This window comes from Nocardioides zhouii, from assembly GCF_004137345.1.
Classification (GTDB): Bacteria; Actinomycetota; Actinomycetes; order Propionibacteriales; family Nocardioidaceae; genus Nocardioides; species Nocardioides zhouii.
The window spans coordinates 177,607-197,362 of the sequence record NZ_SDWV01000001.1; the positions used below are offsets into that span (position 1 = coordinate 177,607).

Sequence of the window (19,756 nt, forward strand, 5' to 3'; positions counted from 1 at the left end):
TCAGGCCGCCTTCGTCCCCGACTTCTTGCCGGTCTTGACCCCGACCTTCACGAGCTTGCGCTTCTTGACCGTGTAGCCGGGAGGGAGGGTGCCCTCCTTGAGCATCCGCAGCGGGCAGCGCCCGCACTTGGGGGTGTCGACGCAGCACTTCTTCTTGGGCAGCTTGGCGACGGTGCCTGCCTTCTTGACTGCCTTCTTGGCTGGCTTCTTCGAACCCACGGTCGGCAGCGTACCCGAGACTTAGGCAAGCCTCACCTTTGGTCTCACAGTGTCGTCCCGGCCCACGAGCGGGCCACCCAGCCGTCGTCGTCCCCCTCGAGCGCCACGACACCGCAGTTCGGCATCGGGAGGTCCCGGCTGTGGCTGAGCGCGAGGTTGCGCGCGAGCGCGGACAGGGCCATGCACATCACTCCGCCATGGCTGACCACCAGCACCGACTCCCCGCGGTGGGCGTCCGCGATCTCCTCGAGGACCGCGCCGTAGCGCTCGACCACCTCCTCGCCGCTCTCCGCGCCGGGAATCCGCGCGGCGAGGTCGCCCGCGAGCCACGACGCGAACGTCGCGGCGAAGGGGTCGGGCACGCCGTCGGTGCCGGCCGCGTCGCCGACGCCGAACTCCCGCAGTCCCTTGCGGACCACGACATCGACGCCGAGCGCGCCCGCCACGATCTCGCCGGTCTGTACGGCGCGCGCCATGTCGCTCGTCCACACGCGGGCGATCCGTTCGTTCGCCATCGCCTCGGCCAGCAACCTGGCCTGCTCGCGTCCGAGCGTGGTGAGCCAGCCGCCCGCGTCGCTCAGCAGCTCGCTCTCGTAGACGGCCTCGCCGTGCCGGGCGACGAACACCCGCGCGGCGCACTGGAGATCAGTCACGCGCCAAGTCCACCACGTCGTCTGCGCAGCCCCACGACACGGTGACCCCGCACCCGCCGTGGCCGTAGCAGTGGATCACTCCCCCGTCGCGCTCCAGGCGGACGGTCGGCCGGCCCGGGCGCAGCCCGACCTTGTGGCGCAGGATCCGGGCTCCGACCAGCCGTGGTTCGATCTCCGCGGCCGACGCCAGGATCGCCTCGGCGGTGGCGGCATCAGGCGTACGACTCCAGTCGCCGGCGTCAGCGGTGCCGCCGAGCACGACGTCGCGACTGCGCGGCACGACGTACGCCGGCGTCTCGGCGTCGATCCACCAGTGGTCGATCCCGACCTGCTCGACGAGGACGACCTGGCCGCGCACCGGCGCGACGGTCCGGTCGCCACCGAGCAGCCGCGCACCGATGCCGCTGGCGTTCACGACGAGCGCATCACCTGTGGGCAGCGCGGACAGGTTCATCCGGGTGATCGAGCCGCCCAGCTCCTCGACGCGGGCGGCCAGCCAGCGGAGGTAGACCGGCATCTCGATGACAGGCGTGCGCATCGTCAGGCCCGACGCGTAGCCCGGCGGGAGGCTGGTCTCGCGATCGGGACCGGCGCCCGGCGGCAGGGCTTCGCGCCACCAGAGGTCCCCGCCGTCGTGCCGGAAGAGCTCGGTGCCGGTGCGCATGACCACGCCCGTGGCCTCGTCGTCGCACAGCGCGGCGAATGCGTCGTACGCCGCCCGCGCCCAGCGCACGACGTGCTCCTGCGGCTGGGAGTACGGCGACCACACGGCCGCGGCGACCGACGAGGTCGTCTCCAGGGACAGGTCGCGGGCGACCACGTCGACCCGGTGGCCGGCCTCGAGCAGCCGGACCGCGCAGGACAGCCCCACCACCCCGGCCCCGACCACGATCACGCGTCGCATGGGCCGAGTCTGCCAGCCGGGGGGCGGGTGGGTCAGTCGAGCCCGTTGGCCCTGCGGATCACGTCGACGATGCCACCCATGATCTCGGTGAGGCCGTAGTCCTTCGGCGTGTAGACCGCTGCGACCCCGAGCTCGCGCAGCCGGCGGCCGTCGGAGTCGGGGATGATCCCGCCGACGATGACGGGGATCTCGGACAGTCCCGCCCGCTCCAGGCCGTCGAGCACGTCGGGGACGAGCTCCATGTGCGACCCGGACAGGATCGACAGGCCGATGCAGTTCACGTCCTCGGCGACGGCCGCGGCGACGATCTGGTCGGGCGTCAGCCGGATGCCCTGGTAGATCACCTCGAAGCCGGCGTCCCGGGCGCGTACGGCGACCTGCTCGGCCCCGTTGGAGTGCCCGTCGAGACCGGGCTTGCCGACCAGCAGCCGCAGCCGTCCGCCCAGCTCCTCGCCGGTGGCCCTCACCCGCTCGCGCACGGCCGTGAGCTCGACACCGGCCTCGGCAACGGCGGCCCCACCGACCCCGGTCGGTCCGCGGTACTCGCCGAAGACGCCGCGCAGGGTGGCGGCCCACTCCCCCGTCGTCGCACCGGCGCGGGCCGCGACGAGGGTCGGGACCATCAGGTTGTCCTCGCCCTTGGCTGCCTCGGCGAGGGCCGCGAGCGCCTGCTCGACCTCGGTCTCGTCGCGCTCGGCCTTCCACGCCTCGACGCTCGCGCGGGCGGTCTGCTCGGCCTCGGGGTCGGCGGCCATGATCGCGCCGTCGACATCGGCGGTGAGCGGCGACGGCTCGGTGGACTCGTACTTGTTGACGCCGACGATGACCTCCTCGCCCGACTCGATCCGGGCCCGCCTCCTGGCGTGGGAGGAGACCAGCTCGGACTTCATGTAGTCGACGGCGGCGATCGCGCCACCCAGCTCCTGCACCCGGTCGATCTCGGCCTTGGCGCCCACCACGAGCTCGGCCACCTTCGCCGCGATCACGTGCGAGCCGTCGAAAATGTCGTCGTACTCGAGCAGGTCGGACTCGAAGGCCAGCACCTGCTGCAGCCGCAGCGACCACTGCTGGTCCCAGGGGCGCGGCAGGCCGAGCGCCTCGTTCCAGGCGGGCAGCTGCAACGCGCGGGCGCGGGCGTTCTTGGAGAGGGTCACGCCGAGCATCTCGAGCACGATGCGCTGCACGTTGTTCTCCGGCTGGGCCTCGGTGAGGCCGAGCGAGTTGACCTGTACGCCGTAGCGGAACCGGCGCATCTTCTCGTCGGTGACGCCGTAGCGCTCGCGCGTGATCTCGTCCCACAGCTGCACGAAGGCCCGCATCTTGCAGGTCTCCTCGACGAACCGGACGCCCGCGTTGACGAAGAACGAGATCCGCCCGACGACCTTCTCGAAGTCGTCGTCGGAGACCTGCCCGGCGCCCTTCACCTCGTCGAGGACGGCGATGGCGGTGCTCAGCGCGTACGCGAGCTCCTGCACGGGCGTCGCGCCGGCCTCCTGCAGGTGGTAGCTGCAGATGTTGATCGGGTTCCACTGCGGGATCTGGTGGACCGTGTAGGCGATCATGTCGGCGATCAGCCGCATCGACGCCTCGGGCGGGAAGGCGTACGTCCCGCGCGAGAGGTACTCCTTGATGATGTCGTTCTGGGTGGTGCCGGCCAGCTGGGCGGCGACGTCCTCCGGCGCGAGATCAGGGTTCTGCTCCTCGGCGACGACCTGGTACATCGCGAGCATCCACATCGCGACCGCGTTGATCGTCATCGAGGTGTTCATCTCGGTGAGCGGGATGTCGGCGAAGAGCTTGCGCATCTCGCCGAGGTGCGGGACGGGCACGCCCACCTTGCCGACCTCGCCGCGGCTCAGCGGGCTGTCGGGGTCGTAGCCGGTCTGGGTGGGCAGGTCGAAGGCGACGCTCAGGCCGGTCTGCCCCTTCGCGAGGTTGTTCCGGTAGAGCGCGTTGGACGCCTCGGCCGTGGAGTGGCCCGCGTAGGTGCGCATCACCCAGGGGCGATCCTTGTCCTTGTGGCGTCCCGCAGCTTGGGTCATGGCGACAGGGTAGGGCGCCGGTTACCGGTCAGTCACCGCCTCCGACGTGTGACAACAACCTCAGCGGGTCAGGCGGTCGCCGCGACCCGCTCGACCTCGATGGCATGGGCCAGGTGGGTGAGGTGCGCCATCCGGCGTACAGCGGGGCCGGGGTTGCGGACCGTGAGGTGGTGCCCGGTGAGCCAGGCGTGCCGGGTGGCGACCGCTAGGAGGCGCAGGGCGGTGGCGTCGATCGTGGCGACGTCGGTCATGTCGAGGACGACGTCGTCGTCGTAGGAGTCGAGGCGTTCGTAGATCGCCGCGCGCACCTGCCACGTGCTGCGTACGTCGAAGTCGCCGTGCAGGACCAGCGTCGGTCCGTCCGAGATGATGTCCATCGGGTGCTCCTCCCGACGTCCCCCGACGCCGCTTGCGTGACCTGTGTCACTCCTATGACGTCGTTGTACCCCCTCAGGTTGCATCCATGCCTGATCTCGTCGGCGAGTCGACGCCGATAGGCGCCCACTAGGATTTGCCGCATGGTCAACCTGACGCGCATCTACACCCGCACCGGCGACGCCGGGCGCACCCGGCTCGGCGACATGAGCGAGACCTCGAAGACCGACCTGCGGCTCGAGGCGTACGCCTGCGTCGACGAGGGCAACGCGCAGATCGGGGTCGCCCTGGCGCACGTCGACCTGGCCGACGATGTCGTCTCCGTGCTCACCCACGTGCAGAACGACCTGTTCGACGTGGGCGCCGACTTCTGCACCCCGGTGGTCGCGGACCCGGAGTACCCACCGCTGCGGATCGAGCAGGACTACGTCGACCGGCTCGAGGCGTGGTGCGACCACTACAACGAGGAGCTGCCCGCGCTGCGGTCCTTCATCCTCAACGGCGGCACCCTGGGCGCCGCCCACCTGCACGTCGCGCGCACCGTCGTACGCCGTGCTGAGCGCGCCGGCTGGGCCGCCTGGGCCGAGCACGAGGACACGATGAACCCGCTCGCCATCACCTACCTCAACCGGCTCTCGGACCTGCTCTTCATCCTGGCCCGCTACGCGAACCGCGAGAACGGCGACGTGTTGTGGGTGCCGGGCGGCGAGCGGGGCTAGGGGTTGCCCCAGCCACGCGAGGTAGCCCGTGGCCAGGCCGATGAGCGTCATCCCGGCCACTCCCGTGGGGGCGAAGATGTGGCCGACGTGCACGAGCAGCGCTCCGGGGGCCAGCGCGAGCCCGGGGATCGCGACCATGCCCAGTCGACGCACCGCATCGGCCGCGACGACCACGGCGCAGACGATCAACGCCAGGGACCCCACGTCCCCGATCCTCCCGCCGATGGCGAAGAGGTGGCGCACCTCGTCGGGCCGTGCGGCCCCCTCCCCCAACCGCCAGGTGACGTAGCCGGCGCCGATGCCGCTGATCACGTCCAGTGCCGAGTACGCCGTCGCGTAGACGTACGCCGTCAGCGCCACCAGCCCGGCCACGACATCGCGCCGGCCGCCGACGAGCGCCACGAGCGCGAGCGCGACGAGTGGAAAGACGAACAGCCCGGCGACGTGCAGCAGCGTCCACCGCGGTGCCGAGTCGTGGCTCAGCGAGTGGGGGTGGAACAGGCCCGCGACAGCGAGCGTGAGCCCGGGAAGTGCGAACAGGACGGCGCGGCGCAGCGGGGACACAGGTCGACGCTACTCGTTGACATGTGACCATTTAGTCACCTATGGTCGACGCATGGACGAGGTGTTCAAGGCACTGGCAGACCCGACCCGTCGGGCGCTGCTGGACGCGCTCTTCGCAGACGACGGCCAGACCCTGACTGCGCTGGAGGGGCGTCTGGAGATGACCCGCTTCGGTGTGATGAAGCACCTGAAGGTGCTCGAGGAGGCCGGCGTCGTGACCACGCGCAAGCAGGGCCGCGAGAAGCTGCACTTCCTCAACCCCGTCCCGATCCGGCTCGTCCACGACCGGTGGGTGAGCAAGTACGCCGAGCCCTGGGCAGCCACGCTCAGCGGCCTCAAGCGCTATCTGGAGGATGAGGACATGACCGCAGTGAAGACAGTCTCGTGGGAGCAGGGCACCGCGCCCGTCGCCGAGGGGACGGCGGTGTTCGAGGTCTACATCAAGACCACGCCCGAGCGCCTGTGGGAGGCCATCACCGATCCCGCGCAGCGCGCGATCTACAGCTTCGGCGTGCAGACGTCGAGCGACTGGACCCCGGGCTCCGACTACACCGCCGGCATCCCCGGTGCGATCGACATCTCGTCCGGCACCAACCTCGAGGTCGATCCGCCGCGCCTGCTCGTGCAGAGCTTCGATGCCCTCTGGAGCGACGAGGTCAAGGCGCACGGCACCACCCGCGTCACCTGGCAGATCGTGCCGGTGGGCAGCTCGTGCCGACTCACGGTCATCCACGACGGGTTGCCCGACCGGGCCAACCCAGAGCTCTACGGCGGCTGGCCGATGATCCTGTCCGGGCTCAAGACATTGCTGGAGACCGGCGAGAGCCTCGACACCCCCGGTTCGCTGCTCTACTCCTAGGATCCCTGGGCGCCGGACGCGCGAGTTGTCTCGCGGGCCGCGGGCACGACCAGCGCGGCCGGCATGAGCAGCACGGCGACGACCAGCAGCGCCTTGAGCGTGCCGACCTCGTCGCCGACGAAGCCGAGGAACGGCGGTCCGGCGAGGAACGCCGCGTAGCCGATCGTCGAGACCACGCTCACCCGCGACGCGGCCCGGACCGGGTCGTCGGCCGCGGCGCTCATGCCCACGGGGAAGCCCAGGGAGGCGCCGACGCCCCAGAGCAGGATGCCGGTGACGACCAGCGCGGGGGCCTCGGCGAAGACGATGAGCAGCACGCCGGCACCGGCGAGCACCATGGTCCCCCACAGGACGGTCACCCGGCCGAAGCGGTCGATGAGGCCGGTGCCGGCGAAGCGGCCGGCGGTCATGGCCAGGACGAAGACCGCGAAGCCGGCGACCCCCACCGCGTGGGAGACGTCGTGGCCGTCGACGAGCGCGACGGCGAGCCAGTCGTTGGCCGTGCCCTCGGTCATCGCGAGCGCCAGCACCATCACGCCGATGAGCAGCGTCCGCGGCTCCAGCCAGGCCCGGGCGGCAGAGATCCGCTGCTCCTCGTGGGTCTCGACGACGGGCAGGAACGCCGGGGACGTACGCCACACCAGCACCAGCGCGAGCAGCACCACCGCCCCGAGGTGGGCGGCGGCCGGCACGGACAGCTCGACCAGCAGGGCACCGGCAAGCGCGCCGACGACCGTACCGCCGCTGAATCCGGCGTGGAACCGCGGCATGATCGTGCGACCCAGTCCCCGCTCGACCTCGGCTCCCTCGACGTTCATCGCAACGTCCCACACCCCGATGCCGAGGCCGTAGACGACGAGCCCGGCGACCGTCAGCGGGAGCACGTGGCCCAGGCCGAACGCGGCGGCCAGCATGCCCGCGGTGGCGGCGGTCGCCCCCAGACGTACGACGCGCACCGTGCCGAGGGCGTTGATCACGGCACCGGTCGTCGGCAGTGCGACGACCGAGCCGACGGCGATGGCGAGCAGGACCAGGCCGAGCTGGCCGTTGGTCAGGTCGAAGCTCGAGCGCACCTCGGGGATGCGCGAGACCCAGCTGGCGAAGACGAGCCCGTTGAGGAAGAAGGTCAGCCCGACGGCGTTGCGGGCAGAGGTCAGCTCCGGCACGCGCGTCAACGCCTGTTCCAGTCCGTGCCGGGCGGGCCCGACTCCAGCCAGGACTGGAACCCGGTCAGCGAGGCCTCGCTCATCGCGATCTCGAGGGGCTCACCGCCGTAGTGGCACGACACCACGACGTGTCCGTCGTAGAGCGACACCTCCTCGGTCCCGGCAGGGGCCCGGCGACCGGCGTAGTCGAGGAGCTCGCGCGCCCAGACCCGCTTGGGTCGCGGCGACAGCGAGAAGATCCGGAACCACTCCAGGGACTGGCCGGAGTAGCGCCCGATGCCGAGCAGCCAGCCGCGGCCTGGGCTGTCGGAGCGCACGCGATAGCTCAGCTCGAAGGTGCCGCCGTGGCGGGCCAGGAAGCGCCGCCGGAAGATGAGCGAGATGCCGTAGAGCAGCGCAAGGAGCAGGAAGAGCCCGACGATGTCGAGTGCCCATTCCCAGGCCGGCATGCACCCTCCCAACGACCCCACGAACAGATGAGCGCACGAACCCGGAGGTTCGTGCGCTCACCCTAGCGGTCTGCTGGAGACGTCAGTCAGGACGCCCGCTCCGCGGCACGGATGCGTGCCTCGGCCCGGCGTACGGCTTCCTCGGCAGCGTCGTCGTTCTCGCCCGAGGTCTTGGCCCGCTCGAGGTCCTGGCGTGCCTTCTCCAGGTCGATCTCGTGCGACATCTCGGCCCGCTCGGACAGGATCGAGACGCGGTTGTCGGCGACCGACAGGAAGCCGGCATCGACGGCAGCGATCCAGGTCTCACCATCCACCGTCTGCACGTCCACGACGCCCTCGATGATCGAGGAGAGCAGCGGTGCGTGGTTGGGCAGGATGCCGACGTCGCCCTCGGTGGTGCGGGCGATGACCATGGTGGCCTGGCCCGACCAGACGAGCCGGTCGGCAGCGACCAGCTCGACCTGGAGGACCTTGTCGGTGGACTCTGCCATCAGAGGCTCTTCTGGATCTCGGCCCACTTCTGCTCGACGTCGTCCAGACCGCCGCACATGAAGAAGGCCTGCTCGGCCACGTGGTCGTACTCGCCGTCGGCGATCTTGTTGAACGCCTCGATGGTGTCGGCCACCGGCACGGTCGAACCCTCGATGCCGGTGAACTGCTTGGCGACGTAGGTGTTCTGCGACAGGAAGCGCTGGATGCGGCGCGCCCGCGACACGATGACCCGGTCCTCCTCGGAGAGCTCGTCGACACCGAGGATCGCGATGATGTCCTGGAGCTCCTTGTTGCGCTGCAGGATCTGCTTGACCCGCACCGCGCAGCGGTAGTGGTCCTCGCCGATGTACTGCGGGTCGAGGATGCGCGACGTCGACGTCAGCGGGTCCACGGCCGGGTAGATGCCGAGCGAGGCGATCTCGCGCGACAGCTCGGTCGTGGCGTCCAGGTGCGCGAACGTCGTGGCCGGGGCCGGGTCGGTGTAGTCGTCGGCGGGGACGTAGATCGCCTGGAGCGACGTGATCGAGTGACCACGCGTCGAGGTGATGCGCTCCTGCAGCTGACCCATCTCGTCGGCCAGGTTGGGCTGGTAGCCCACGGCGGACGGCATGCGGCCGAGCAGCGTGGAGACCTCGGAGCCGGCCTGGGTGAAGCGGAAGATGTTGTCGATGAAGAGCAGCACGTCCTGCTTCTGCACGTCGCGGAAGTACTCCGCCATCGTCAGGGCCGACAGGGCGACGCGCAGGCGCGTGCCCGGCGGCTCGTCCATCTGGCCGAACACGAGGGCGGTCTGGCCGAGGACGCCGGCCTCCTCCATCTCGACGATGAGGTCGTTGCCCTCACGGGTGCGCTCGCCGACACCGGCGAACACCGACACACCACCGTGGTCCTTGGCGACGCGCGCGATCATCTCCTGGATGAGCACGGTCTTGCCCACGCCGGCACCGCCGAACAGGCCGATCTTGCCGCCCTGGACGTAGGGGGTGAGCAGGTCGATGACCTTGATGCCGGTCTCGAACATCTGGGTCTTCGACTCCAGCTGGTCGAACGCGGGCGCCTTGCGGTGGATGCCCCAGCGCTCGGTGGGCTCGAAGGTCTCGCCCTCCTCGAGGTTGAGCACGTCGCCGGTGGTGTTGAACACCTTGCCGAGCGTGATGTCACCGACGGGGACGGTGATCGACGCACCGGTGTCGGTGACCTGGCTGCCGCGGACCAGGCCGTCGGTCGGCTTCATGGAGATGGCGCGGACCATGCCGTCACCGATGTGCTGGGCGACCTCGAGGATGATCGACTTGGTCTCGCCGCTCAGCTCGAACTCGCACGTCAGCGCGTTGTAGATCGGGGGCATCGAGTCGGACGGGAACTCGATGTCCACGACCGGGCCGATGACGCGGGCGATGCGGCCCACTCCGCCTGCAGACTTCGTCTCTGCGGACTCGTTGATGGTGGCAGTCATATCTCATTCACTCCCGGCTTGTGCGTCGGCCAGCGCGTTGACGCCACCGACGATCTCGCTGATTTCCTGTGTGATGCCAGCCTGGCGAGCCTGGTTGGCGATGCGCTTGTACTTCTTGATGAGCTCGTCGGCGTTGTCCGTCGCGGCCTTCATCGCCTTCTGGCGCGCAGCCAGCTCCGAGGCGGCAGCCTGGAGGAGGGCGAAGAAGATCCGGCTCTGGACGTAGCGCGGCAGCAACGAGTCGAGCACGTCGCTGGGCGAGGGCTCGAACTCGTAGAGCGGCAGCAGGTCGCCCTCCTCGGGCGGCTCGGTGCCCTCGACGACCTCCAGCGGAAGGAGGCGTACGGCGGTGGGCTCCTGGAGGAGCATCGACCGGAAGCGCGTGTAGACCACGTGCACCTCGTCGACCGCTGCCACCTCGTCGTCACCCTCCTCGGCGAGGAAGGTCGCGATGAGCGTGGCGCCGATCTCCGCCGCGACGTCGTAGGTCGGCTGGTCGGAGAAGCCCGTCCATGCCTGCACCACGCGACGCTGGCGGAACTTGAAGTACGCCTCGCCCTTGCGACCCGACGTGTAGAGGTCGACGTCCTTGCCCTCGCCCTTGAGCTTCTCGACGAGACGCTCGGCCTCCTTGAGCACGCTCGAGGAGTAGGCGCCGGCCAGACCGCGGTCGGAGGTGACGATCAGGACCGCCGCCTTCCTGGGGTTCTCCGGCTCGACGGTGAGGGCGTGGTCGACGTTGGAGAACGTCGCCACGGCCGACACCGCGCGGGTGAGCTCGCGGGCGTACGGCGCTGCGGCCTGGGCCCGCTGCTGCGCCTTGATGATGCGGGACGCGGCGATGAGCTCCATGGCACGCGTGATCTTCTTCATCGACTCCGTCGACTTGATCCGCGCGCGGTACTCGCGTACCGAGAGAGCCATGCCTCAGCCCCGCTTCTGCTTGACGATCTGCTCCTGCTCGACGTCCTCGTCCTCGAGGGCGACGTGCTCTTCCTTGCCGGCCTTGATGCTCTGGCCGTCGGAGGTCTCGAACTGATCGAGGAAGGAGTCGTAGGCAAGCGCGAGCTGGTCCTCGGTGGAGTCCTCGAACTTCGAGGTCTCCCGGATGCCCGCGAGGATGCCCTCGTGGCTGCGTCGGAGGTAGTCGAGGAACTCGTTCTCGAAGCGGAGCACGTCGTCGGTGGGCACCTTGTCCAGGCGACCCGACGTGCCGGTCCACAGCGAGACGGTCATCTCCTCGACCGGATACGGCGAGTACTGCGGCTGCTTGAGCAGCGCCATCAGGCGCTGGCCGCGGTCCAGCTGCTGGCGCGACGCCGCGTCGAGGTCGGAGGCGAACATCGCGAACGCCTCCATCGCGCGGAACTGCGCCAGGTCGACCTTGAGCGAGCCGGTGACGGTCTTCATGGCCTTCGTCATCGCCGAGCCACCCACGCGCGAGACCGAGACACCCACGTCGATGGCGGGGCGCTGGTTGGCCGCGAACAGGTCGGACTGCAGGAAGATCTGGCCGTCCGTGATCGAGATGACGTTGGTCGGGATGAACGCCGAGACGTCGTTGGCCTTGGTCTCGATGATCGGCAGGCCCGTCATCGAGCCCTTGCCCATCTCGTCGGAGAGCTTGGCGCAACGCTCGAGGAGCCGGCTGTGCAGGTAGAACACGTCACCGGGGTAGGCCTCGCGGCCCGGCGGGCGACGCAGCAGCAGCGACACGGCGCGGTAGGCCTCGGCCTGCTTGGTGAGGTCGTCGAACACGATGAGGACGTGCTTGCCGTCGTACATCCAGTGCTGGCCGATGGCCGAGCCGGTGTAGGGGGCGAGGTACTTGAAGCCCGCGGAGTCGGACGCCGGGGAGGCCACGATGGTCGTGTACTCGAGAGCGCCGGCCTCCTCGAGGGCACCGCGCACGGCGGCGATGGTCGAGCCCTTCTGGCCGATCGCGACGTAGATGCAGCGGACCTGCTTGTCCGGGTCGCCGGACTCCCAGTTGGCCTTCTGGTTGATGATCGTGTCGATCGCGATCGTGGTCTTGCCGGTCGAGCGGTCGCCGATGATGAGCTGGCGCTGGCCGCGGCCGATGGGCGTCAGGGCGTCGATCGCCTTGATGCCGGTGGCGAGCGGCTCGTGGACCGACTTGCGCACCATCACGCCGGGCGCCTGGATCTCGAGCGCGCGGCGACCCTCGAGCGGGGTGATCTCGCCGAGGCCGTCGATCGCGGTGCCGAGCGGGTCGACCACGCGGCCGAGGTAGCCGTCGCCGACGGGGACCGAGAGGATCTCGCCCGTACGACGGACGACCTGGCCCTCCTCGATCTTGTCGAAGTCACCCAGGACCACGACGCCGACCTCGCGGGTGTCGAGGTTCAGCGCGATGCCGAGCGTGCCGTCCTCGAACTCGAGCAGCTCGTTGGCCATGACCGAGGGCAGGCCGCTGACGCGGGCGATGCCGTCGGCAGCCTCCGCGACCGTGCCGACCTCTTCCTTGGCCGCCGAGTCGGGCTTGTAGTCCGACACGAAGCGCTGAAGCGCGTCCCGGATCTCGTCCGGACGGATGGACAGCTCCGTCATTTCATTCACCTGTTCTCTGGGTCTGCTGCTGCTCGAAAAGTTCTGGGATGTTCAGTGGTGGCGTCAGCCGGCGAGCCGGCGACCGGCGTCGTCGAGGCGGCTGGAGACCGTCCCGTCGATGACGTCGTCACCGATCTCGACGCGGATGCCGCCGAGGACGTCGGGGTCGACGATCACGTTGAGGTGCACGTCTCGACCGTAGGTGCGCGCCAGCGCACCGGCCAGCCGCTGCCGATCGTCGTCGGCGAGGGGACGGGCGACGCGAACGGTCGCCACTCCCTCACCGCGGACCTCGGCCGCGATCTTCTGGTACGCGCCGAGGGCCACCGCCACCGTGCGGTGGCTGCCGGACAGCGACTGCTGCACGAGCGCCACCGTGGCGGGAAGCACCTTGTCGCCCAGCAGGCCCTCGACCAGGTCTGCCTTGTCGGAGCGGCTCCGTGCCGGGTCGGAGAGCGCGTCGCGCAGCTCCGGGTTGGCCTGCACGAGCCGGCCCACCGCGAAGACCTCGTCCTCGAGGCGACCGGCGTCACCGCCGGTGGAGCGCACCGTGGCCACGACGCCGAGCTGCTCGAGGGCGTCGCTCAGGTCGCGACCCGAGGTCCACCGCTGCGTCACTGCCGTCGCGATGACCTCGAGGGCCTCCGGGGAGACCTTGTCGGCCAGCACTCCGCGGAGCAGGTCGGCCTTGGCCTCGCCGCGCAGCGACACGTCGGTGGCGACGCGGCGCAGGCCCGGCTCGGAGCGGAGCAGGTCCGCGGTCCCGAACAGGTCCTGGCCCACCCGGCCCAGGTCGCCGGTGCCCGGAAGCACTGCGGCGGCCGCGGCGTAGGCGTCTGCGGACGCACCTCGCATCATCAGTTGACGCTCCCCGACGTGGTGCTGTTGGAGGCCTCCAGGTCGGCGAGGAAGCGCTCGACGACGCGGCTCTGACGGGCCTCGTCCTCCAGGCTCTCCCCGACGATGCGACCGGCCAGGCCGGTTGCCAGGGCGCCGACCTCGGCACGGAGCGAGGTGACCGCCTGCTGGCGCTCGGCCTCGATCTGGGCCTTGCCGTGCTCGACGATGCGGGCGGACTCGGCCTGGGCCGTCTCCCGCATCTCCGCCACGATCTGGGCTCCCTGCTCACGCGCCTCCTCGCGGATGCGCGCGGCCTCGTGCCGGGCGTCGCCGAGCTGCTTCTCGAGTTCGGCGAGCTTGGCGTCGGCCTCGGCCTGCTTGGTCTCGGCCGCGGCGATGCCACCCTCGATCGCCTGCGTGCGCTCGGCGAAGGTCTGCTCGAAGCGAGGAGCCACGAACTTCCAGATGAGGAACAGCAGGATGCCGAAGGTGACGAGCGACAGGGCGAACTCGACGGGCACGAAGCCGAGCGGGTTCTCCGGGGCGTGACCGCCCTCGGTGGGCTCGGTTCCTTCCGCGAGGAAGATCAGATTCTGCATGAAGGAGTCCTAGGTCTGGAGGGCCAGCGTCAGTTGAGGACGAACGCGAGGGCGATACCGATGATCGCGAGCGCCTCGGCGAGCGCGAAGCCCAGGATGGCGATCGACTGCAGGCGGCCCTGGGCCTCCGGCTGACGGGCGACACCGGAGATGTAGGCCGCGAAGATCAGGCCGATACCGATACCGGGGCCGATGGCCGCCAGGCCGTAGCCGATCATGTTGAGCGAGCCGTTGAGTTCACCGTTCACGGTGAGTTCCTTTCGTTCGGTACTACTTCAGGTGTTGGTGGTGCAGACAAGGGGTCGAGCAGGTCGTACGGGTGGATCAGTGCTCGTCGGCGAGTGCACCGGAGATGTACATCGCGTTGAGCAGGGTGAAGACGTAGGCCTGGAGGAACTGCACCAGGAGCTCGAGGAACGAGATCGCGATCGCCAGCACCCAGGCCAGCGGACCGGCGACGTAGCCGACGCCGCCGTACTCGAGCAGGAAGAGGCCGCCGGTCGAGAACAGGATCAGCAGCAGGTGGCCGGCGAACATGTTGGCGAAGAGTCGCAGCGCCAGCGTGGCGGGGCGGACGAGGATGTTGGAGAAGAACTCCAGCGGCACCAGCAGCGGGTACATCGCCGGGCTCACGCCGGACGGCACGCTCTGCAGCTTGAGGTAGCCCAGCAGGCCGTGCTTGTGGATGCCCACCCCGTTGTAGATGACCCAGCTCAGACCGGCGAGCGCGTAGGCCATCGAGGCCCGCGAGAAGGTCGGGAACTGGATCGCCGGGATCGAGGCGAAGGCGTTGTTGACCAGCAGGAAGAAGAAGATCGTCACCAGGTAGGGGACGAACCGGGCGAAGTCCTTGCTGCCGATGATGTCGCGGCCGATCGAGTTGCGGACCATGCCGTAGGCGGCCTCGCCGGCGAACTGGAGGCGACCGGGCACCAGGGTGGCGCGGCGGGCGGCGGCGTAGAAGAACACGAAGACGACGAGCGCACCGAGCAGCAGCTGGACCATGGGCTTGGTGACCGCGAGACCACCGAGGTGGAACAGCGGGACCTCACTGAAGTCGAAGCTGTTGGGGCCGGGGGCGAGGAACTCGCCGCCGCCGGACTCAGCCATCGTGATGCCGAACATCGAGTCAGTCTCCTACTGGCTTGTCTTGACTTGCGCTTGCCTTGTTGAACCGGGCCCACGTCATGTAGATCCCGAACCCCGCACCGATGAGGATGCCGATCGCCACGAGGAAGGTCGTTCCGAGCCAGCGATCGAGAGCCCAGCCCGCCAGCCCGTAGAAAGCAACACCGGAGACGACGTAGCCGAAGGCGTGCCAGGGGTCGCCCTTGGGGGTGTCGTCGGGTGAGGCCGTCGGGGGAAGCTGTCGAGCCATCGCGCCCCGCACACTAGCAGCGGAATCGGTCATCGCTCACCCCCGGGGTGATCGACCGTCTCGACGGCGACGGACGTGTCGTAGACCGGGATCCGCTGACGGGTGGCGGCGACCATCTGACCCACGACCCAGGTCAGCGTGACCGCGATGACGGCCGCGGCGAACCAGCCGCGGGACAGCGTCCCGGCGCTCAGGTCGGCACCGTCGATGGCCGCGACGACGAGCGCCAGGACCAGGAGCTGGAGCACGTACGTCATCAACGCCACGAGCAGCGAGGCACCCGGCAGGAGCCGGGCCACGAAGCCGACCACGGCGACGCCGAGGGCGAACACGGCCAGCGTCAGCACTCCCCCGACCGCGACGCCGACGACGCCGGGACGACCGCTCACCAGGGTGGCGACGACGATCAGGAGGACCACCATCACCGCACCCGAGACCACGGCACCGAGGAGCGGCGACAACCCGTTGCGGGGGCCTGTCTTCGACTCGGTCGTCATGGCGGCGGCCTGTCTCTCAGAGGTCTGGGTGACTGCTCGTGAAAACTATCACAAAGTCCTCGGAGGCCTCCACTCAGGTGCCGGGATACCCCTGGACCGACCGGTCGACGGGCTCGTCCACGGGTTCGAGGAGCGGTTCGTCGGCCTCGTCGGTGCGTCCCTCGATCGCGGCGTTCTCGCGGAGCCCGGTGTCCCCCAGCCCGGTCTTGCGCGGCCGCTGGACGCGCGGCAGCACGAAGGTCAGCGCGATGGTGAGCGCGAGCATCGAGCCCAGGCTCCACCAGACCCACGCGTCGTCGAACAGGCTCACGATCACGGCGCCGGCCGCGATGGTGAACGCCCAGAGCCACATGATGATGACGGCGCGGCGCTGGGAGTGGCCGATCTCGAGGAGCCGGTGGTGGAGGTGCTGCTTGTCGGCACTCATCGGTGAGCGACCCGCGCGTGTTCGTCGTACGACCGCCAGCACGAGGTCGACGATCGGCACCATCAGCAGCGAGATGGGCAGCAGCACCGGCAGAACGGTGACGAAGAAGCTGTTGCCCGCCGAGGTCGGCATCCCGAAGAACTGGCCGGTGAGCGTGAGCGCGCTCGCGGAGAGCACCAGGCCGATCAGCATCGACCCGGAGTCGCCCATGAAGAGACGAGCGGGATGGAAGTTGTGCGGGAGGAACCCGGTGCACGCGCCGGCCAGGGCCACGCTCAGCAGGGCGCCGGTGGTGGCCAGGGTCAGCTTGTTGTCGGCCGACAGCTGGTAGCAGTAGACGAAGAAGGCAGCGGCCCCGATGCCGACCACGCCCGCCGCGAGCCCGTCGAGGCCGTCGACGAAGTTGACCGCGTTCATCGTGCCGATGACCAGCACCAGGGTCAGGATCGCGCCCTGGGCGTCGCCGAGGGAGTAGTAGGTGCCGTCGGTGCCGGGGAAGTAGTAGAACCGCACGCCCTGGGAGACCAGCAGGCCGGCGGCCAGCACCTGGCCGCCGAGCTTGGTGAGGGCGTCGAGCTCGAAGATGTCGTCGATCACCCCGACGGCGCACACGAGCGCTCCGGCGAGGAGCACCACGCCGGCGTCGTCGAAGACGAACTCGTCGCTGCCGGAGAGGAAGGGCAGCTGCTGGGCGACGAGGTACGCCGCGATGAGGCCGCCGAGCATCGCCAGCCCACCGAGGTACGGGATCGGCTCGGCGTGGACGTCGCGGTCGCGCACCGCCGCCACGGCTCCGGTGCGCAGGGCGATCTCGCGGGCGACGACCGTGAGGAGGTAGGTCACCGACAGGGCGACCAGGAAGACGAGGAGGTACTCCCGCACCGTCAGCCCTCGTCCGTCAGCACGACGCCATGCTCCTCGATCGCCGCGTTGAGGCGGTCGAGCGAGAGGGCGCCGAGCCGCAGGACACGTCCCTCGGGGACGGTGACGTCGATGATCGTGGAGGCCTCGCCGCCCGGCGAGGTGCCGGCGTCGACGATGACCGCCACGACGTCGCCGAGCATCTCCTCGGCCGCGTCGGCGTCGGTGGCGGCCGGGCGACCGGTGAGGTTGGCCGAGGACACGGCGAGCGGGCCGGTGCGCTCGAGCACGGCCAGCGCCACCTCGTCGTCGGGCATCCGGACCGCGACGGTGCCGCGTGTCTCCCCCAGGTCCCACACGAGCGAGGCCTGCTGGTGGCAGACGAGGGTCAGCGGACCCGGCCAGAACTCCTCGACGAGGGTGCGGGCCCACGTGGGGACGCCCTCGGTGAGCGCGTCGAGCGTGGTGGCGGACGAGATCAGCACCGGCGGCGGCATGGCGCGGCCGCGGCCCTTGGCCTCCAGCAGGCCGCGGACGGCGTCGGCGGAGAAGGCGTCGGCGGCGATCCCGTAGACGGTGTCGGTCGGGATGACGACCAGGTCGCCGCGTCGTACGGCGCCGGCGGCAGCGGTCACCGCTGCCTCGCGCTCGTCCTCGGTCGAGGTCGTAAACCTGTCCACGTCGCTCATCGTGCCAGTCGTGCGGTCACGTAGCGTGCCCGACCCGCGAGGTCGCGGTGGTCGGCCACGTCGCGCCACCGCCCGGTGGCCGCGAAGACCTCGGGCGCGGACTCCCCCTGCACGTCCGCGTGCTCGGCGCCGACCACTCCCCCGGGGCGCAGCAGCAGGGCGGCGCGCTGCTCGAGCACGCGGATGGCGTCGAGGCCGTCCTGGCCGGAGAAGAGGGCGAGGTGCGGGTCGTGGTCGCGGGCCTCTGCGGCCACGGACTCCCAGGCCTCGAGCGGGATGTAGGGCGGGTTGCACACGACGACGTCGACGGTGCCGACCAGGTCGTCGAAGGCGGTGGCCAGGTCGCCGTGGCGCAGGTCCACGCCGGTGCCGGCGAGGTTGCGCTCCGCCCAGGCGAGGGCGCCCTCGTCGAGCTCGACGGCGTGGACGTCGGCGCCGGGGACCTCGTCGGCGATCGCCCGGGCGATCGCGCCCGAGCCGGTGCAGAGGTCGACGACGACGGCCGGGCGGCCCAGCGCGAGGGCGGCGTCGATGGCCCAGCCGGCCAGCAGCTCGGTCTCGGGACGGGGCACGAAGACCCCGGGACCGACGGCCAGCTCGACGTGGCGGAAGGCGGCGCTGCCGGTCAGGTGCTGGAGCGGCTCACGCGCGGCGCGGCGCGCCACGAGGGCGGCGTACGTCTCGTGCTGCGCGGGCTCGAGGTCATCGACGAGCGGCAGCCGGCCCAGCCCGACGTCGAGGACGTGTGCGAGCAGGAGGTCGGCGTCGCGCTCGGGCGAGGCGACGCCGGCGTCGCGGAGGCGGGCGGCTGCCTCGCGGCGTGCCGCGCTGGACCGCACTCAGGACTCCAGTGCCGCGAGGCGGGCCGCCATGTCGGTCTCGACGCACGAGTCGAGCACCGGCTGGAGGTCGCCGTCGAGCACCTGGTCGAGGTTGTAGGACTTGTAGCCCGTCCGGTGGTCGGAGATCCGGTTCTCGGGGAAGTTGTAGGTGCGGATCCGCTCGGAGCGGTCGACCGTGCGCACCTGCGAGCGCCGGGCGTCGCTCGCCTCGGCGTCGGCGGCGTCCTGCGCGGCCTGGAGCAGCCGCGAGCGCAGGATCCGCATCGCCGACTCCTTGTTCTGCAGCTGACTCTTCTCGTTCTGGCAGCTCGCCACGATCCCGGTCGGCACGTGGGTGATCCTCACCGCCGAGTCGGTGGTGTTGACGCTCTGCCCGCCGGGCCCGCTGGAGCGGTAGACGTCGATGCGCAGGTCGTTGTCGTCGATGGTCACGTCGACCGGCTCGGCCTCGGGCGAGACGAGGACCCCGGCCGCGGAGGTGTGCACGCGGCCCTGCGACTCGGTGACGGGCACCCGCTGGACGCGGTGCACGCCACCCTCGAACTTCAGGAGGGCGTACGGCGCCTGGCCGGGCTCGACGGTGCCCCGCGCCTTGACGGCCGCCGTCACGGACTTGTAGCCGCCCAGGTCGGACTCGGTCGCGTCGAGGATCTCCACGGTCCACCCGCGGGTCTCGGCGAAGCGGGCGTACATCCGGAGCAGGTCGCCGGCGAACAGGGCCGACTCCTCGCCGCCCTCGCCCGACTTGATCTCCAGGAGCGCGTCCTTGCCGTCCGCGGCGTCGCGCGGCACCAGGAGCCGGCGGAGCCGCTCGCTGGCCACCTCGCGGCGTACGGCGAGCTCGTCGGCCTCCTGCGCGAAGGCAGCGTCCTCCGACGCGAGCTCACGGGCCGCCTCGATGTCGTCGCCGAGCTGGAGCCAGTCCTGCCAGGTCGTGACGACGGCGGTCAGCTCGGCGTAGCGCTGGTTGAGCTCCTTGGCCAGGCGCTGGTCGGCGTGCGTCTCGGGGAGCGCCAGTCGCTGCTCGATCTCGGCGTGCTCCTGGCGCATGCCTTCGACGGCCTCGAACATCCGACTCCCTCTCGATTCCCCCAGCGGTTGGACAGACGACAAGGCGCCGGCCACCCGCACGGAGCGGGCGACCGGCGCCTGAC

The 19,756-nt window shown here is 70.3% G+C and carries 24 protein-coding genes; 3 read left to right on the forward strand and 21 right to left on the reverse strand.

The window, feature by feature from the left end:
• The 5 genes from EUA94_RS00850 to EUA94_RS00870 form a co-directional block, all read right to left on the reverse strand.
• Positions 1–219, reverse strand: coding sequence for a hypothetical protein (locus EUA94_RS00850; RefSeq protein ID WP_129423742.1), 219 nt, complete (start codon positions 217–219; stop codon positions 1–3).
• 44 nt (positions 220–263) lie between these two features.
• Positions 264–872, reverse strand: coding sequence for a histidine phosphatase family protein (locus tag EUA94_RS00855; RefSeq protein ID WP_129423744.1), 609 nt, complete (start codon positions 870–872; stop codon positions 264–266).
• Entirely contained in the window at positions 865–1,776 is a 912-nt protein-coding gene (locus EUA94_RS00860; RefSeq protein ID WP_129423746.1) for an FAD-dependent oxidoreductase, read from the reverse strand. The genes EUA94_RS00855 and EUA94_RS00860 overlap by 8 nt, the downstream gene beginning before the upstream one ends.
• A 32-nt stretch (positions 1,777–1,808) precedes the next feature.
• The gene (locus EUA94_RS00865; protein WP_129423748.1) at positions 1,809–3,818 is read right to left on the reverse strand and encodes a protein meaA; all 2,010 of its coding nucleotides are present in this window, start codon (positions 3,816–3,818) and stop codon (positions 1,809–1,811) included.
• 68 nt (positions 3,819–3,886) lie between these two features.
• On the reverse strand, positions 3,887–4,195 hold the full coding sequence (locus EUA94_RS00870) for an STAS domain-containing protein (protein ID WP_129423750.1): 309 nt from the start codon (positions 4,193–4,195) through the stop codon (positions 3,887–3,889).
• Between the two features lie 141 nt (positions 4,196–4,336).
• Between EUA94_RS00870 and EUA94_RS00875 the strand changes: the two genes are divergently transcribed.
• The 3 genes from EUA94_RS00875 (at position 4,337) to EUA94_RS00880 (ending at position 6,335) form a co-directional block, all read left to right on the forward strand.
• A complete protein-coding gene (locus EUA94_RS00875) occupies positions 4,337–4,912 on the forward strand; it encodes a cob(I)yrinic acid a,c-diamide adenosyltransferase (RefSeq protein WP_129423752.1) in 576 nt (191 codons plus the stop codon).
• 136 nt (positions 4,913–5,048) lie between these two features.
• On the forward strand, positions 5,049–5,201 hold the full coding sequence (locus EUA94_RS21990) for a hypothetical protein (RefSeq protein ID WP_165356753.1): 153 nt from the start codon (positions 5,049–5,051) through the stop codon (positions 5,199–5,201).
• 327 nt (positions 5,202–5,528) lie between these two features.
• Positions 5,529–6,335, forward strand: coding sequence for an ArsR/SmtB family transcription factor (locus tag EUA94_RS00880; protein WP_129423754.1), 807 nt, complete (start codon positions 5,529–5,531; stop codon positions 6,333–6,335).
• Here EUA94_RS00880 and EUA94_RS00885 read toward each other — a convergent pair.
• The 16 genes from EUA94_RS00885 to prfA form a co-directional block, all read right to left on the reverse strand.
• The gene (locus EUA94_RS00885; protein ID WP_129423756.1) at positions 6,332–7,501 is read right to left on the reverse strand and encodes an MFS transporter; all 1,170 of its coding nucleotides are present in this window, start codon (positions 7,499–7,501) and stop codon (positions 6,332–6,334) included. The two genes, EUA94_RS00880 and EUA94_RS00885, sit on opposite strands and share 4 nt — an antisense overlap.
• Before the next feature lie 5 nt (positions 7,502–7,506).
• Positions 7,507–7,950, reverse strand: a complete 444-nt coding sequence (locus tag EUA94_RS00890; protein WP_129423758.1) for a DUF2550 domain-containing protein — start codon at positions 7,948–7,950, stop codon at positions 7,507–7,509.
• Positions 7,951–8,036: 86 nt separating this feature from the next.
• Entirely contained in the window at positions 8,037–8,441 is a 405-nt protein-coding gene (locus EUA94_RS00895) for a F0F1 ATP synthase subunit epsilon (protein ID WP_129423760.1), read from the reverse strand.
• Positions 8,441–9,898: a F0F1 ATP synthase subunit beta gene (gene atpD, locus EUA94_RS00900; RefSeq protein WP_129423762.1), complete on the reverse strand. Its 1,458-nt coding sequence runs from the start codon at positions 9,896–9,898 to the stop codon at positions 8,441–8,443. Before atpD ends, EUA94_RS00895 begins: the two co-directional genes overlap by 1 nt.
• 3 nt (positions 9,899–9,901) lie before the next feature.
• Entirely contained in the window at positions 9,902–10,822 is a 921-nt protein-coding gene (locus EUA94_RS00905) for a F0F1 ATP synthase subunit gamma (RefSeq protein ID WP_129423764.1), read from the reverse strand.
• A 3-nt stretch (positions 10,823–10,825) separates the two neighbouring features.
• Positions 10,826–12,469, reverse strand: coding sequence for a F0F1 ATP synthase subunit alpha (gene atpA / locus EUA94_RS00910; RefSeq protein WP_129423766.1), 1,644 nt, complete (start codon positions 12,467–12,469; stop codon positions 10,826–10,828).
• A 63-nt stretch (positions 12,470–12,532) separates the two neighbouring features.
• Positions 12,533–13,327, reverse strand: coding sequence for a F0F1 ATP synthase subunit delta (locus tag EUA94_RS00915; protein WP_129423768.1), 795 nt, complete (start codon positions 13,325–13,327; stop codon positions 12,533–12,535).
• Complete coding sequence (locus EUA94_RS00920) at positions 13,327–13,908, reverse strand: F0F1 ATP synthase subunit B (protein ID WP_129423770.1); 582 nt, start codon at positions 13,906–13,908, stop codon at positions 13,327–13,329. The genes EUA94_RS00915 and EUA94_RS00920 overlap by 1 nt, the downstream gene beginning before the upstream one ends.
• 29 nt (positions 13,909–13,937) lie before the next feature.
• Complete coding sequence (atpE, locus tag EUA94_RS00925) at positions 13,938–14,126, reverse strand: ATP synthase F0 subunit C (RefSeq protein WP_207208869.1); 189 nt, start codon at positions 14,124–14,126, stop codon at positions 13,938–13,940.
• A 106-nt stretch (positions 14,127–14,232) separates the two neighbouring features.
• The gene (atpB, locus tag EUA94_RS00930) at positions 14,233–15,033 is read right to left on the reverse strand and encodes a F0F1 ATP synthase subunit A (RefSeq protein WP_129423774.1); all 801 of its coding nucleotides are present in this window, start codon (positions 15,031–15,033) and stop codon (positions 14,233–14,235) included.
• Positions 15,034–15,037: 4 nt separating this feature from the next.
• Entirely contained in the window at positions 15,038–15,286 is a 249-nt protein-coding gene (locus EUA94_RS00935) for an AtpZ/AtpI family protein (RefSeq protein WP_129423776.1), read from the reverse strand.
• A gap of 29 nt (positions 15,287–15,315) precedes the next feature.
• Positions 15,316–15,783, reverse strand: a complete 468-nt coding sequence (locus EUA94_RS00940) for a hypothetical protein (RefSeq protein ID WP_129423778.1) — start codon at positions 15,781–15,783, stop codon at positions 15,316–15,318.
• A 73-nt stretch (positions 15,784–15,856) separates the two neighbouring features.
• A complete protein-coding gene (locus EUA94_RS00945; RefSeq protein WP_129423780.1) occupies positions 15,857–17,092 on the reverse strand; it encodes an MraY family glycosyltransferase in 1,236 nt (411 codons plus the stop codon).
• Positions 17,093–17,094: 2 nt separating this feature from the next.
• Positions 17,095–17,760, reverse strand: a complete 666-nt coding sequence (locus EUA94_RS00950) for an L-threonylcarbamoyladenylate synthase (protein WP_129423782.1) — start codon at positions 17,758–17,760, stop codon at positions 17,095–17,097.
• Positions 17,757–18,599: a peptide chain release factor N(5)-glutamine methyltransferase gene (prmC, locus tag EUA94_RS00955; protein WP_129423784.1), complete on the reverse strand. Its 843-nt coding sequence runs from the start codon at positions 18,597–18,599 to the stop codon at positions 17,757–17,759. The genes EUA94_RS00950 and prmC overlap by 4 nt, the downstream gene beginning before the upstream one ends.
• Entirely contained in the window at positions 18,600–19,673 is a 1,074-nt protein-coding gene (gene prfA / locus EUA94_RS00960) for a peptide chain release factor 1 (RefSeq protein ID WP_129423786.1), read from the reverse strand. It lies immediately after the preceding gene.
• Positions 19,674–19,756: the final 83 nt, after the last annotated feature.